11 protein-coding genes are annotated in these 14,343 nt (G+C 73.9%); 7 read left to right on the forward strand and 4 right to left on the reverse strand.

The window, feature by feature from the left end:
• Positions 1-15: 15 nt before the first annotated feature.
• Positions 16-549 carry a CGNR zinc finger domain-containing protein gene (locus MTP10_RS13135; protein WP_310709405.1) on the reverse strand — a complete coding sequence of 178 codons (534 nt, stop codon included), beginning with the start codon at positions 547-549 and terminating at the stop codon, positions 16-18.
• Between the two features lie 69 nt (positions 550-618).
• On the opposite strand from MTP10_RS13135, the gene MTP10_RS13140 reads away from it, so the two are divergent.
• On the forward strand, positions 619-1,482 hold the full coding sequence (locus MTP10_RS13140) for an arginase family protein (RefSeq protein ID WP_310709406.1): 864 nt from the start codon (positions 619-621) through the stop codon (positions 1,480-1,482).
• A 6-nt stretch (positions 1,483-1,488) separates the two neighbouring features.
• Here the strand turns inward: MTP10_RS13140 and MTP10_RS13145 are convergent, their stop codons facing one another.
• Positions 1,489-2,688 (reverse strand): ROK family transcriptional regulator, encoded by a 1,200-nt coding sequence (locus MTP10_RS13145; protein ID WP_310709407.1) that lies wholly within the window; start codon positions 2,686-2,688, stop codon positions 1,489-1,491.
• A 79-nt stretch (positions 2,689-2,767) separates the two neighbouring features.
• Here MTP10_RS13145 and xylA point away from each other — a divergent pair, with 79 nt between their 5' ends.
• Genes xylA through MTP10_RS13160 form a run of 3 tightly spaced genes read left to right on the forward strand, consistent with a single transcriptional unit; the run spans position 2,768 to position 5,774 of the window.
• Positions 2,768-3,931: a xylose isomerase gene (xylA, locus tag MTP10_RS13150; RefSeq protein WP_310709408.1), complete on the forward strand. Its 1,164-nt coding sequence runs from the start codon at positions 2,768-2,770 to the stop codon at positions 3,929-3,931.
• Positions 3,928-4,674: a sugar phosphate isomerase/epimerase gene (locus MTP10_RS13155; RefSeq protein WP_310709409.1), complete on the forward strand. Its 747-nt coding sequence runs from the start codon at positions 3,928-3,930 to the stop codon at positions 4,672-4,674. Before xylA ends, MTP10_RS13155 begins: the two co-directional genes overlap by 4 nt.
• Positions 4,671-5,774 (forward strand): Gfo/Idh/MocA family oxidoreductase, encoded by a 1,104-nt coding sequence (locus tag MTP10_RS13160; protein ID WP_310709410.1) that lies wholly within the window; start codon positions 4,671-4,673, stop codon positions 5,772-5,774. The genes MTP10_RS13155 and MTP10_RS13160 overlap by 4 nt, the downstream gene beginning before the upstream one ends.
• A 305-nt stretch (positions 5,775-6,079) precedes the next feature.
• On the opposite strand, the gene MTP10_RS13165 is transcribed toward MTP10_RS13160, so the two are convergent.
• Complete coding sequence (locus MTP10_RS13165) at positions 6,080-7,561, reverse strand: MFS transporter (RefSeq protein ID WP_310709411.1); 1,482 nt, start codon at positions 7,559-7,561, stop codon at positions 6,080-6,082.
• Positions 7,562-7,622: 61 nt separating this feature from the next.
• On the opposite strand from MTP10_RS13165, the gene MTP10_RS13170 reads away from it, so the two are divergent.
• Positions 7,623-8,594, forward strand: coding sequence for a WYL domain-containing protein (locus tag MTP10_RS13170; RefSeq protein ID WP_310709412.1), 972 nt, complete (start codon positions 7,623-7,625; stop codon positions 8,592-8,594).
• A 268-nt stretch (positions 8,595-8,862) separates the two neighbouring features.
• Here the strand turns inward: MTP10_RS13170 and MTP10_RS13175 are convergent, their stop codons facing one another.
• Positions 8,863-10,665, reverse strand: a complete 1,803-nt coding sequence (locus MTP10_RS13175) for a DUF4434 domain-containing protein (RefSeq protein ID WP_310709413.1) — start codon at positions 10,663-10,665, stop codon at positions 8,863-8,865.
• A 128-nt stretch (positions 10,666-10,793) separates the two neighbouring features.
• Here MTP10_RS13175 and MTP10_RS13180 point away from each other — a divergent pair, with 128 nt between their 5' ends.
• Both MTP10_RS13180 and MTP10_RS13185 read left to right on the forward strand, forming a co-directional pair.
• Positions 10,794-13,595 carry a DUF6493 family protein gene (locus tag MTP10_RS13180; RefSeq protein WP_310709414.1) on the forward strand — a complete coding sequence of 934 codons (2,802 nt, stop codon included), beginning with the start codon at positions 10,794-10,796 and terminating at the stop codon, positions 13,593-13,595.
• Between the two features lie 185 nt (positions 13,596-13,780).
• On the forward strand, positions 13,781-14,251 hold the full coding sequence (locus tag MTP10_RS13185; protein WP_310709415.1) for a hypothetical protein: 471 nt from the start codon (positions 13,781-13,783) through the stop codon (positions 14,249-14,251).
• Positions 14,252-14,343 lie beyond the last annotated feature (92 nt).

Below are 14,343 nucleotides of genomic sequence, written 5' to 3' on the forward strand. Positions count from 1 at the left end.
TGGCCCAAACAGGTGTCAGGGGCGGTGGCGGGCGCGGGAGGCGGCGGCGTGGGCGCGGTTGGCGCAGCGGGTGGAGCAGAACTGGCGACGGCCCGGGCGGCTGCGGTCCACGAAGGTGTCCCGGCACGGGGCGGCGGCGCACATCCGGACGCGGTCCCAGTCGCCCTCCGCCGCGAGGTCGAGCAACTCCTGGACGGCGCGTACGGCCAGGCGGTCGGCGAGCGGGGCGCCGGGTGCCGGGGCGAGGCGGAGCCGGGGGGCGCCGTTCGCGTCCTCGATGGCCGGGCGCAGCGGGAGGCCTTCCGTCCAGCGGGCGAGGGCGTGCGCCCGGTCCTGAGGGTCGACGGAGAGCACGGCGCGCAGCCGGTAACGCGTCGATCGGACCGCCTCCAGGTCCTCCGGCCCGTTCGCGCCCCCGTCCACCTGCAGCGCCGCGCAGAAGCGGCGCAGCGCGTCCACGTCCGGCAGGCGTTCCGGGTCGTCCAGGTACGGGTCCCAGGTGTTGGCCAGGTCGAGGGCCACCAGGCCCGTTTCCGCGTAGTCCCGCATTCCGCCATCCCATCATCCCGTGCTACCGTCAGGAGTATGAGCAGTATAACCACTGACAGAAGCCTCGTCGTGCTTGACGCCCCGTCCAACCTCGGCCTGCGGCCGCCCGCGTCCGGCACGGTCCCCGGCTGCTACAAGGCCCCGTGGGCGTTGCGCGACGCCGGGCTGCTCCAGCGGCTCGGCGCGAGCGACGCCGGCGCCGTGGTGCCGCCCCGGTACGTGGCCACCTGGCAGCCCGGCGACGGTGTTCGCAACGGCCAGGCCATCGCCGCCTACACGGAGAAGCTGGCCGGGCGCATCGCCGGACTGCGCGGCGAGGGGCGGTTCCCCGTGGTGCTGGGCGGCGACTGCTCGATCGTGCTCGGGTCCGCGCTGGCGCTGCGGCGCGAGGGCCGGTACGGGCTGGCCTACCTCGACGCGCACGCCGACTTCCGCCACCAGGGCAACTCATCCGACGCCGGCGTCGCGGCGGCCGGTGAGGACCTGGCGCTGGTGACCGGGCGCGGCGACGGCCGTCTGACCGACATCGACGGCCTGCGGCCGTACGTGCGCGACGAGGACGTGATCGTGCTCGGGGTCCGGGACGACGAGGATCTGCCGGACATCGCGGACGTCGGCCTCGCGTACGTGCTCGCCGGCGAGGTGGCGTCCCGGGGCGAGGAGGCGGCGGCGGGGGTGCTGGCCCGCGAGGAGCTCGACGGGTTCTGGATCCACCTGGACGCCGACGTGCTCGACTCGTCCGTGATGTCCGCCGTCGACTGCCCCAGCCCCGACGGGCTCTCCCCCGACGAGCTCGTACGACTGCTGCGCGGCCTGCTGCGGCTGCCGGGCGCGGCGGGCCTCCAGGTGACGATCCTCGACCCCGACCTGGACGAGGACGGGTCGCAGGCGGCCCTGCTCGCGGACGTCCTCACCCGGGCACTGACGGCCTGAAAGAGATCAGAGGGCGAGGGCGCCCGCCGGGTCCGCGATCACCCGCTGCATCGCCAGGCCCGCCGCACCCAGGATCGCCGCGTCCGCGCCGATCGCCGAGACCGCGAGCCGCGGCGCGGTGCGCCGCATCTGCCGGAGCCGGGCCGACAGGACGTCCGACACGGGCCGTTCGAGCCAGGGGAACAGCCGCGCGAACGCCCCGCCCAGCACGATCGTCCCCGGGTCGAGCAGATGGACCGCCGAGGTGAGCGCCAGCCCGAGCGCCTCCCCCGCCTGGCCGGCCGCGGCGAGGGCCGACCGGTCGCCCGCCTCCAGCAGCGACACGAGCCCCTCGATGGAGGCGGCGGCCGCGGGCAGGGCCGCCGCCGCACCGGGCAGCGCCGCGACGCGCCCGCGCATCGGCACCACGGCTCCGAGCAGCGCGTCCTGCCCCGCGTACACCTCCAGGCAGCCGCGGCCGCCGCAGCGGCAGGCGGGGCCGTCGGGCACGACGACGACGTGCCCCAGCTCGCCGGCCAGCCCGTACGTGCCGCGGAACAGCGATCCGTCCACCACCAGCCCCGCGCCGATGCCGATCTCGCCCGAGACGTAGAGGAAGTCGGTCTCCCCGGAGCCGAACCACAGCTCGCCGAGCGCCGCCAGGTTGGCCTCGTTGTCCACCTCGCACGCCAGGTCGTGCAGGCCGAGCTGGCCCGCCACGCCGAGGTCGCGCCAGCCGAGATGGGGCGCGTTGCGCAGCAGGCCGTCCTGGACGGGGCCGGGCACGGCCAGGGCGGCGCCGGTGATGCGCAGCCCGGCGCGCTCGGCCTCGGCGACGGCCTGGACGGCCAGCTCCCGCAGGTCGGCGAGGATGGCCTCGGGACGGGAACCGCGGTTGTCGGCGGGCCGGGTACGGCGCACGCGGACGGCGCGGGTGAGGTCCACCACACAGGCCGCGAGGTAGTCGACGTTGACCTCCAGGCCGAGCGTGGCGACCCGGTGGCCGCTCAGGCTCACGGCGACGCCCGGCCGGCCGCGCTCGCCGTCGCGGACGGCTCCGTTCTCCACGACCACACCGGCGTCGAGCAGGTCGGAGACCAGCTTGGACACGGTGGTCTTGGTCAGCCCGGTCAGCTCGGCGAGAGCGGCCCGCGTGAGCGGGCCCGCCGCGCGGATCTCACCGAGCACGACGGCGAGATTGCGGGCGCGCATGGAATCGTGCCGCACGCCTCTTGACGATGCCACATCTGCCTCCGAGGATTATGTGCAGATTGTGGACTTAATCCTAGACCGGCGAGAGGGCACCATGAGCTCGTTCAATCCAACCCCCGATGATCGCTTCACCTTCGGCCTGTGGACGGTCGGATGGCAGGCTCGTGACCCCTTCGGTGACGCCAGCCGGCCCGCGCTCGACCCCGTGGAGACCGTACACCGCCTGGCGGAGCTCGGCGCCTACGGCGTCACCTTCCACGACGACGACCTGCTGGCCGTCGAGCCCGACCGGGACAGGGCCATCGAGGCGTTCCGCAAGGCGCTGGGCGAGACCGGGATGAAGGTCCCCATGGCCACCACGAACCTCTTCACCCACCCGGTGTTCCGCGACGGCGCGTTCACCAGCAACGACCGCGACGTCCGCCGCTACGCCCTCCGCAAGGTCATGCGCAACATCGACCTCGCCGCCTCGCTGGGCGCGACGACGTACGTGTGCTGGGGCGGGCGCGAGGGCGCCGAGTCCGACGCGGCCAAGGACATCCGCGCGGCGCTGGCCCGCTACAAGGAGGCGCTCGACCTGCTCAGCCAGTACGTCATCGAGCAGGGCTACGACATGCGCTTCGCCATCGAGCCCAAGCCGAACGAGCCCCGCGGCGACATCCTGCTGCCGACCATCGGGCACGCGCTCGCGTTCATCAACGAGCTGGAGCACCCCGAGATGGTCGGCCTCAACCCCGAGGTCGGGCACGAGCAGATGGCCGGCCTGAACTTCGTCCACGGCATCGCGCAGGCCCTCTGGCAGGGCAAGCTGTTCCACATCGACCTGAACGGCCAGCACGGGCCGAAGTACGACCAGGACCTGGTGTTCGGCCACGGCGACGTCAAGAGCGCGTTCTTCCTGGTGGACCTGCTGGAGCACGGCGGCTACGACGGACCGCGCCACTTCGACTACAAGCCGCTGCGCACCGAGGACCCCGAGGACGTGTGGGTCTCGGCCGCGGCCAACATGCGGACGTACCTCATCCTGCGCGAGAAGGCCCGCGCCTTCCGCGCCGACCCGGAGGTCCAGAAGGCGCTGGCCGCCTCCCGCGTGGACCAGCTCGCCGTGCCCACGCTCGCGCCCGGCGAGACGCTCGCCGACCTGGCCGCCGACGAGTTCGACCCGGAGGCGGCGGCCGAGCGCGGCTACCACTTCACCCACCTCAACCAGCTCGCGCTGGAGCACCTGCTCGGCGTGCGCGGCGGGGTGGCCGGATGACGAACCCCCTCGCCTTACAGCTCTACACCGTCCGCGACGCGATCGCCGCCGACCGCGACGGCGTCCTGCGCCGCGTCGCCGAGCTCGGGTACGGCGCCGTCGAGCCGTTCGACCCGACCACCGACCCGAAGGGGTTCCGCCGGGTGGCGGACGACCTCGGGCTGTCCGTGCCGATCACGCACGCGTACGCGCTGCTGAGCGAGGAGCCGGCGGCGGTGTTCGACGCGATCGCGACGATCGGCGCGGAGCTGGTGGTCATCCCGGGCGGCATCGCGCACGAGGAGTTCACCACCCGCGACGGCCTGGCCCGCACCGCCGACCTGCTGAACGGGCTGGCCGAGCGGGCCGCCGCCCACGGGATGCGGCTCGGCTACCACAACCACTGGTGGGAGATCGAGCCGCTGGTCGGCGAGCGGCACGCGCTGGAGGAGCTGGCCGGCCTGCTGGCGCCGGAGGTGTTCCTGGAGGTGGACACGTACTGGGCGGCGGTCGGCGGCGCGGACGTGCCCGCGCTGCTGCGCCGCCTCGGCGACCGGGTCAGCGCGCTGCACGTCAAGGACGGGCCGGGCGGCAAGGAGGCCCCCCACACCGCGGTCGGCGCGGGCGTCATGCCGGTGCCGGAGATCCTGGCGGCGGCGCCCGCCGGGGCGTGGCGGATCGTGGAGCTCGACCACTGCGCGGGTGACGTGTTCGAGGCGCTGGCGACCAGCCGCGCCTACCTGAGCTCCCTGGAGGACGCGTGAGCGGCGGGCCGGTCGGAGTCGCTCTCGTCGGCGCGGGTGTGATCAGCGGCCAGTACCTGAGCAACCTCACGGCGTTCCCCGACGTGCGGGTGCTCGGCGTCGCCGACCTCGACGAGGGCCGCGCGGCGGAGGTCGCCGGGCGGTACGGCGTGCCGGTCTCGGGCGGCATCGACACGGTGCTCGCGCTGCCCGAGGTGGAGATCGTCGTCAACCTCACCGTCCCGGTCGCGCACGCCGCGGTGGCGCTGGCCTGCTTACGGGCGGGCAAGCACGTGTACGGCGAGAAGCCGCTGGCGCTGGACGCCGAGGAGGCGGCCAAGGTGCTGGCCGTGGCCGCCGACCTCGGGCTGCGCGTGGGCAACGCGCCGGACACGTTCCTCGGCGCCGGCATCCAGTCGGCGCTGCGGGCGCTGCGCTCGGGCCTCATCGGCGAGCCGGTCGCGGTCACCGCGGCCACCCAGGGGCTCGGGCCGGAGTCGTGGCATCCGAGTCCCGAGTTCTTCTACCAGCGGGGCGGCGGGCCGCTGTTCGACCTCGGCCCGTACTACCTGACCACGCTGGCCGCCCTGCTCGGCCCGGCGGCGCGGGTCTCGGCGCTCACCCGCCGGGCCCGGGACGTGCGGGTCGTCGGGTCGGGGCCGAAGGCGGGCACGATGATCCCGGTGGAGGTGCCGACGCACGTCGACGCCCTCATCGACTTCGCGGGCGGCGGCGGGGCGGCGGCGACGTTCAGCTTCGACTCGCCGATCCCCAAGCGGCTCATCGAGATCGTCGGCACCGAGGGCGCGCTGTCGCTTCCGGACCCCAACACCTTCGAGGGGCCGCTGCTGGCCCGCGGGCTCCACGACGCCGACTGGCGGGAGCTGCCGGTGGAGGGGACGGTCGCGGGGCGCGGCATCGGCGTCCTCGACCTCGCCCGGTCGATCCGGGCGGGCACGCCGCACCGCGCGTCGGGCGAGCTGGCGCTGCACGTCCTGGAGATCATGACGGCTGTGACGGAGTCCGGGGAGCGGGGTGAGTTCCGGCGGGTCCGCTCGGCCCCGCCCGTGCCGGAGCCGCTCCCGGCGGACTGGGATCCCCACGCCGCGACCCTGGCCTGACCGTCGTGCCCGGCCTGCCGAAGCCGGCCGGGCCTGGCCGGCGTGAGGATCAAGACGTCTCGAACGGCGGCGGCGACGCCGCCGTTCGAGGCGCCGTTCATCTCCGTCCGGCCGCCGATGGGTGTGCGCGGTCAAGATGATCCAGCCCACCGGTCGGCGGCGGCCGGTGAGCGCAGCATCGGGCGGTCCATTCGAGGATCTGCTTGAGCATGCGGAACGTGTGCTCAAGGTCGAAGCGGCGCAGGAACATCGACCACCAGTGGCTGAACAGCAAGCTGAGCGGTGCGGTCCTCCCCCACACGGGTTCACCGGTCGACGTGCTCGGCCGCGGTCTGCGGGAGCGCGAGCATCACGAGTGCCGCCACGACGTAGAGCACCGCAGAGACGACGAGGACGATGCTGAGCGCGTGACCATAGTGGGCCAGTCCCGGCGTGCCGGTCGTCGATCCGGCGACGGCGGTGAAGAAGACCGTGCCGAGAACGGCGATGCCGATGGCGCCGCCGATCTGGTTGACGGTGGAGAGCACGCCCCCCGCGGCGCCGGCGTTGCGTCCGGGGACGCCGGCCAGGACGACGTTGACGAGGATGGGTGCGGCAAGACCGAGCCCGAGGCCGCCGATGAAAAGAGCGAGGGCAAGGTGCCAGTATCCGGGATCGTTGCCGTCCCTGATGATCGCCCACAGGACGAGCTGGGATGCCGCGATGGTGAGCGAGCCGATGATCAGCAGGGCTCTGCCGGCCTTGGCGGCGAGCGCGACGCCGAGTCCTGAGGTGATGATCGAGCCGAGCGCGTAGGGCAGGATCACCAGGCCGGTCTCCCACGCGCTGCGGTCGGTGCCGTTCTGGAGGTAGATCGACAGGGTGAGGAAGAACGACCCGATGCCGCCGAAGAAGAGTACGGACGCGCTCAGGCCGATCGCGAAGGCACGGATTCGGAGCAGAGCCGGATCGAAGACGGGTTCGGTCCCGCGTCCGGTGAGGCGGCGCTCGTAGGCGAGAAAGATCGCCAGCACGATGATTCCGGCGGCGAGGAGGGCGTAACTGGCCCAGGTCCATCCCCAGGTCTCGGTCTGGATGATCGGCAGTAGCAGGAGCAGGATGCCCGAGGCCGCGAGCAGCGCGCCGAGGAGGTCCAGCCGCGCGGTCGAGGTGGAGCGGGACTCCGGCAGCACCTTCGCGCCGATGATGAGCGCCAGGATCGAGACAGGCACGTTGATCCAGAAGATTGTGCGCCATCCCAGATCGAACAGGTCGCCGTCAACGAGCAGCCCGCCCAGCAGCGGGCCGGCGACCGACGCGAGACCCTGGACCCCCCCGTAGGCGCCGAACGCCTTGGCACGCTCGCCCGGAGCGAACGATGCCCGGATGATCCCGAACACCTGCGGGACCATGATCCCTGCGGTCAGTCCCTGCGCGGCGCGCATGCCGATGAGCATTCCCGGATCGGCGGCCAGCGCGCAGAGTGCGGAGGTGAGCATGAACCCGGCCAGCCCGATCATGAACAGGCGCTTGCGGCCGTACTGGTCACCGAGTCGTCCGCCGGTGATCAGGCCCGCACCCAGGGCGAGGACGTAGGCGGCGATCGTCCACTGGATCTGAGCGTCGCCGGCCCCCAGCTCTTGGGCTATCGCCGGAGCCGCGACGGTGACGATCGTCGCGTCGAGAAGGTCCATGAAGGAGCCGAAGAGCACCACCAGGAGCGCCGCGCTCGCGCCCGCACCGGAGATGAGCGCCGAGGAAGCGGCGGGTGCATGCGTGCCCTCTTGAGGGCTCTGTGAAGCAGTCATGCCGGCCACAATGACCCGTATAGTTGCCATCGAGTGACCGCTTTATGTGAGGGGATGAGCGATGGCTGCTACCTCCGCGCGGACGCTCAAGCTGCTGTCGATCTTCGGGATCGGCGCGACCCTGACCGCCGAGGAGCTCGCCACCAGGCTCGGGGCGTCTGTGCGGACCGTGCGACGCGACATCGACACGCTCAGAGAGCTCGGGTACGAGATCGAGGCCGTGCGCGGGGCGGGTGGAGGCTACCGGCTCGGCCGCGCCACCTGGTTGCCGCCGGTCGTCTTCGACGAGGACCAGGCTGTCGCGGTGGCCGTCGCGCTCCAGACCGTCCCCACGATCCTGTCCGGCATCCGCGAGAACTCGGCCCGCGCCCTCACCACGCTGCAGCAGGCGATGCCCGCCCGCAGCCGCATCCACGCCGAAGCGTTCACCGTCCTCGCAGCGCGCAACTACTGGGAGTTCCCCGCAGCGCCCATCGACGCCGACATCATCCGCGTCATCGGTGGCGCGATCAACCGGCAGCACGTCGTTCGCGTGGACTACACCGGTGAGGACGAACCGACGACGCTCACGCTGGAACCGCACGACCTCGTCGTGTGGGCGGCACGGTGGTACCTCGTCGCGTTCGAACCGGACGCGGACCGATGGCGCGCGATGCGAATCGACCGCCTCGAACCACGCATGCCCACGGGGAGAACCTTCGACCGCCGCGACGTCCCGCATGGCGATCCGGTCGCATTCGTCATGAGCACGCACGACCGCGGCGACACCCCGGCGGAATGGCCATGCCTCGGGTCGGCGCTCGTCGCACTACCCGCGCCCATCGTCGCCCAGTTCGCCCCTGGCGGATCGACGGTCGAGCACGACACCGACTCCAGTTGCCGACTCACGCTCGGTGCGTGGTCATGGGCAGGGCTGGCAGGACTGCTCCTCACTTTCGACGCTGACGTCACGGGCATCGAACCGGAAGAGCTCAGGCAGGCGCTGCGCTCCTTGCGCACCCGCATCGACGAAGGACTCAGGCGCGCTATGTGAGTTCACTTGTCAGACGATCCTGGCGCCGGGGCATCGATCGAGGATCTCACGCCCAGGCGGCAGGGCTGCCCTGACGCGCGCACCGCTCGCCCGGCCATGCCCGCCTGCTGTTCAGCGGGGTGACTGTGAACGAGATGTCCTTGCGGCATTGCCTGAGGACAAACCGCGTGAGCTGGAGACGCCTGATCGCCGTAGGTCGGCGGGGAGGAAGAGGTTCAGGGCTCTGTCTGAGAAAGAAGACGCCGTGGTCGTCGAGTAGAAGCAGACGCTACTGGACGGTGAAGCCGGCGGCGCTGACGCGGCCGGCGCCGTTCACGGCCGTGATCAGGAGCCAGGGCCGGCCCGGGTCGATCCCCACCGGGTCGAACGGCGCCCAGACCGTCTCCCGGACCACCCCGCCGGACCGGTCGTCACCGCCCGGCCTCGGGGTGAGGCCGGGCTCCGGGGTCAGGGTGACCGTCCGCGCCCCTCCCCCGGTCTCCTGGTACGTGACGCGCAGCGGGCCGCCCCGAAGGTTGAGCCCCCGTACCTCGATCCCGGAACGTCCGTTCAGGGGGCGCCGGGCCGCGTCCATGACGAGGGGGTCGTTCCAGGCCGCCATGACGGCGTCGGCGAGCGAGGGTGCGTCCGGGGTGTCCCGGCAGGTCAGGAACGGGTCCCAGCCGTAGGAAATGATCTTCGCGGCGTACCGGCCGACGGCCATGACCTGCCGGTCCACCCGGCTCTTCGCGGCCCGCCCGCGCAGCGGCAGCGGGTCGGTCCTGGCGCACTCGCCCTCCACCGGGGTGGGCTCGAAGACCTCGACGTTCACCCACAGCTCGACGCCGTGCCCGGCGCGGCGGGCCGCGGCCGCGACATAGTCGGCGGTCGAGCCGTAGTACGCCTGCCGATACGGCATGGCGCCCACCACGGGAACGAGCCGGGCGTCGACCGGATCGCCCTCCCGGCCCGCGTCGTACACCGGGACCTTGCCGACGCCCCGGCCGTCCTGGATGGCGATGACCATCGGCAGGCCGGCCCGGGTGGCCGCGATGTCCGCGAACCCCGCGCCCACCGCACTCGGCGGGAAGCCCCGCGACCGGCGCGCGTCCCAGTACGGGCTGACCGCGATCGTCCGGCCCGGCAGCACGGAGGCGACCACGGCGTGCTGCGCCCGGTAGAGCGCGAGCACCGGGTCCCGGGGCCCCCGGTCCCGCATGGCCAGCTCGAACGACTGGTAGACCCCGGCCAGCGCCGGCGACGTCCCGAACCGCTGCCGGTAGCCGGACAGCACCCGCTCGGTGAAGGCGTTCAGCGCGCCGGTCAGGGCGGCGTCCGGCTGCCACGGCTTGGCCGGGTCCTGCGGCGCGGCGGGCAGCCCGGGGAAGACCCGCATCCCGTACGCGGCGGCCTCCTCCAGCAGGTTGCCCACGCCGTCGCCGTCGGTCGCGACCAGCACCAGGTCGTACGGCCCGCTCCGGCATGACGGGCCCAGCAGCAGCCGGTAGTAGACGCGCTCGCCGCCGTCGATCCGCCGGTCGAGCGCGGGGCAGCGCAGCGCGCCCGGCCCGAGGCTCTCGCTGGTCACGTACGTGAAGACGCGGCGGATCTGCTGACCCCGGGCGGCGTCCCGGGCGGCGAGGTAGCACGGCCGCCCCTGCTCGACGCAGCCGGCGAACACGGGATCGGGCCGCCACCCGGGCCCGTCCGCGACCAGGCCGGGCTCCTCCCCCGTGCTGTCGGCGACCGGGGCCCGCGCCGCGCCGGCCCGCTCCGCGGCCAGCACCCGCCCTCCGCCGTCCACCCGTGCGGCGCTGAAGCGCGGCCCGAACGTGATGATCGTGTCGCCGCCGGCCGCGTGGATCGCCTGGAGGGTGCGCCGCGTGTCGCACCGGTCGGCGCGCGGCTCCATCCAGTAGCCGCTGATCGCGTACGGCGCGGTCACGCGGGTGTCACGGGCCGGGCAGGCGGGCGCCGGAGCCTCGCGGCCGGCGCCGAGACCCCAGGCCAGGCCGGCCACCGCCACCGCCACCACGGCCGCGCAGGCCACCACCGACTGGAGGACGAACCGAGCCCGGTGCCGCACAGCCACCCCGCATCCCGCCGCGCCCCTCCGCGTTGCTCACCGCGCCGAGGTCGCTCATCAGCCTATCCATCGGCCTCGCGGAATTGTCGGCGCGCTCTGCCACGATCGCGATCACCTCAGACCCAAGGAGAGTCATGCGAGCGAACGACGCCGCCTGGCCGGCGGTGCGCGACCTCATCGTCGCCGGCGACCTGGCCAGGCTGGTGGACACCCTCAAGGCGCTGGACGAGCCGGCGCGGCGGGAGGTGGCGCGCGAGCTGCCCGGCCACGTCGCCTCGATCCGGCAGATCGTCGCGGACGAGGTGGGCGCCTACGAGGAGCGGCTCGACCGCGCCCGGGAGGAGCGGCAGGCCGAGCTGGCGCGCCGGTACGAGGCGGGTGAGCTGAGCGAGTACCAGTACAACGCGGCCTACGCCATGACCTGGGACGACGACGACTGGGAGACCAGGCCCCGGGCCGACCGCTGGATCGAGCCGATGCGGGTGGCGGGTGCGGCGACGCTCGGGGGCGCGGCGGCGGTGGCGGCCTGGGTGACCCGGCGCGACTTCGACCGGTGGGTGCCCTCCCCCGACGTCCTGGAGCGGGAGCTGGAGTCGGTGCTGGAGATGGTCGCCGCCCGTCCGGACGCCTGGCAGGCCGACCTGGCGGCACGGCTGGCCCTGCGGGTACGCGCCCGGCGGCGGACCCGGTGGGACGATCGGCCGCTGGCCCTGGCGCTGACGCTGCTCCGGCGTACCGGGGCCACCCCGCCCGAGCATGACCCGCTGGTGGCGGGCTGGGCCTGGCGGGGGCCCGTGCCGGGCGACCCGCTGACCCGGCACCTGGTGCCCCGGCTCTTCGAGGCCGAGGGGGTGGGGCGGGTGCTGCGCGGCGACCGGACGTGGCAGGGAAGCCTGGCGAGGCTCGCGGCGCGTGACGCGGCGATGCGGGCGCTGCTGCTCGACGGCTGCCGGCGCCGGTTCCTGCGCGGCGGGGAGGGCCCCGACCTGAGGTTCTTCGCCCGGCTGCACGAGCTGCTGGAGCCGCGGCCGGCCGAGGTCGCCCCGCACTCGCGCGACTACCTGCGCCTGCTGCCGGCCGCGCCGGGCCCGGTGGCGGAGCTGTCGCTGCGGCACGTGCGCGTGCTGGACGGCCTCGGCCGCGCCGATGTCGTGGAGGCGCTGGAGGGGCTGGCGTTCCGGGCGGAGAGCGGGCTGGTCCGGGCCGGGCTGAGCTGGCTGGAGGAGGAGGTCAGACGGTCACCCGGTCAGGCCGGCGACTTCGCCCCCGCCCTGGTCACGGCCCTGACGCACGAGGCGCGGGCCGTACGGGAGCGGGCGGTGCGGATCGCCGTACGGCATGCCGCGCGCTTCACGGCCGATGCCGCCGAGGCTCTGCGGGAGAGCGCGACGTCGCTGCCGCCGGACCTGCGCAACCGGATGGCCACGGCCTTCGGCGGCCAGACGGTTCCGGAGCCGGAGTCCGCCCCCGAGATCCGCGAGGAGGAGCCCGTCCCCGGGACGCTGCCCGTGCCGCCCGGCCCCGTGCCGGCCGCGGCCCCGCCCGGCGACGCCCGGAGCCTGGCCGCGATGGTGCTCGACGACGGCCGGTCGGCGGCCGAGCGGTCGCTGGCGGCGTTCGTGCGGCTCGCCGCCGGCGACCGGGACGCGCTGCGGGCGGCGCTCACCCCGCTGACGCGGCAGGAGGACTGGCGGCTGGGCGAGAACGAATGGCGCGCGCACGACACCTGGATGCGCGCCCTCGCCGTCGAGCTGGTGGACCCGGGACGGCCGCACGGGCGCCCCGGGATGAGGCTGCTGAGGGTGGCGGCGCGACTGAACGGGATGTCACCGGAGCAGGAGCATCCCGACCGGGTGCCCGAGCCCCGGCGCGCGTCGCCGTTCCACCGCTTCATCCTGCGGCGGTACGCGGAGATCCACGCCGCGCTGGCGACCGGCACGCTGCCGCCGCTGCTCCTGGCCACGCCCAGCCTGTCCACGGGCCATGTCGAGCCCGCCGACCTGGTGGCCCGGTTGGCGGAGCTGGAGGCCGCCGGGTGCCAGCCGCTGCCCGCCGACTTCCAGCAGGCGCTGCTCCGGCTGCCCCGCGCCGTGGATTCCGCAGTGGTCGAGCGGGCCGAGACGCTCACCTCGGCGGCGGGCCGCCGCGCGGCCCGCTGGATGCGCGAGGGCGGACTGCCCGACCCCGTCGTACGGGTCACCCGGTTGGGCGAGGGCGAGGGACCCCGGTCCGTGGGGTGGATGACGACGACCGTCGAGGCCGCGGCCACCGGGCTCCCGCTCATCGACGAGCTGCTGGCCGACCAGCCCCGGCACGTCCACTACGTTTTCGACGGCCACCTGGGCGACATGATCGGGCGCTGGCCCGCGGTCATGCCGTCCCACCGGGAGGTGGTCGCCGCCCACCTGGTCGGCCACGAGCCCTTGGAGATCAGGTGGATGCCGTCGTCCGTGCTGGAGCTCCTCAGCGACGCCTCCGGCCCGGCCGGGCGAGCCGTCGCCCTGCTGCTCGCGTACCGGATCTTCCCGCGGCCGTGGATCGAGAACAGCACCGAGCCGGCGCTGCGGGCGCTGCGGCGGTTCGCGGCCACCGGCGGGCTGCCGGCGGAGGAGCTGGGCGGGTGGCTCGCCGAGCGGGTGCTGCGCGGTGAGATCACGACGAAGGCCCTGACCGGCCTGCTGGAGGCCGAGGCGCTGAACGGCGCGTACGCCGACGTGTGGCGCGTGCTCACCACGGCCCTGCCACCACTGCTGCCCGCTCCCGGCGCGCGGCCGGTCAAGGCCGACACCGACCTGATGTCCCTCGCCGAGCGGACGGCCCGCTGGTCCGGCGCGCGGGGGCGGCATCCGGAGCTGGCGGCGTTCGCGGCGCGCAAGGGCACCGCCCGCGCGCTGCGCCTGGCCCGCGCCCTGGACGACCACCTCGGCCGTCCCTAGGGTTCCGGGGCGGACCGGCCTCCGGGCACCGGCGGACGAGCTGCCGCCCGGCCCGCGCGAGCGGATGGCCGCGGCCTTCGGCGGCGAGACGGTTCCGGAGCCGGACTCTGGGTGCGGCCCGTTCCGATCCTGGGTAGTTACCCTCTGGCAACATATCAATACATAGAGTAGCAAGCGAGGGATCCATGGGACTTCCCAAAGGACGGTTCTCCATCTACCGGGGCACGGAGCTGCACGCCCAGAGCCGGCTGGACTTCACGTACTGCACACATGCCACGACCAGCCGCCCCGGGCACCTGGTGGACACCAAGTGGCTGTGCTGGGGCGCCCTCGAGTCCGCCCAGGCGCGCTTCAGCGTGGTGGACGGCCAGGAAGAGGACGGCGGCTGGAGCTGCCGTATGAAAATCGACGACGGCCCCTACGCCTGCCAGTGGCTGGACTCCAGCGACGGCTGGGTCTGCGCCGTGGGCTCCACCAGCCAGCGGTGGAGGTTCCTGGGCGGCGGCGACCAGGTCGAATGGTGGCAAGGAGACCTCCGGAAGGTAGTGGTCACCGACAGAAAGCCCTCCTCGGACGCGGCCAGCGGCCGGCAGCTGCGCGCCCTCATCGACGACGGCCCCCCGCAGACGTTCACCATCAGCCGGATCGACGGCTGAGCGCCGGGCGACGCGGGCGGCCACGACTTCGCCGCGCTGGTGCGCCGCGTCCACGGCGACGCCGTCGAGCCGCGTGAGCCGCCCCGCCCGGA

Source organism: Nonomuraea sp. 3-1Str, assembly GCF_031570565.1.
Classification (GTDB): Bacteria; Actinomycetota; Actinomycetes; order Streptosporangiales; family Streptosporangiaceae; genus Nonomuraea.

Excerpts from the sequence above, each read along its gene's own strand:
- xylA (WP_310709408.1), top strand. The coding sequence starts at position 2,768 with ATGAGCTCGTTCAATCCAACCCCCGATGATCGCTTCACCTTCGGCCTG.
- MTP10_RS13155 (WP_310709409.1), top strand. The coding sequence starts at position 3,928 with ATGACGAACCCCCTCGCCTTACAGCTCTACACCGTCCGCGACGCGATC.
- MTP10_RS13165 (WP_310709411.1), bottom strand. The coding sequence starts at position 7,561 with ATGACTGCTTCACAGAGCCCTCAAGAGGGCACGCATGCACCCGCCGCT.
- MTP10_RS13170 (WP_310709412.1), top strand. The coding sequence starts at position 7,623 with ATGGCTGCTACCTCCGCGCGGACGCTCAAGCTGCTGTCGATCTTCGGG.
- MTP10_RS13180 (WP_310709414.1), top strand. The coding sequence starts at position 10,794 with ATGCGAGCGAACGACGCCGCCTGGCCGGCGGTGCGCGACCTCATCGTC.
- MTP10_RS13185 (WP_310709415.1), top strand. The coding sequence starts at position 13,781 with ATGGGACTTCCCAAAGGACGGTTCTCCATCTACCGGGGCACGGAGCTG.
- MTP10_RS13135 (WP_310709405.1), bottom strand. The coding sequence starts at position 549 with ATGCGGGACTACGCGGAAACGGGCCTGGTGGCCCTCGACCTGGCCAAC.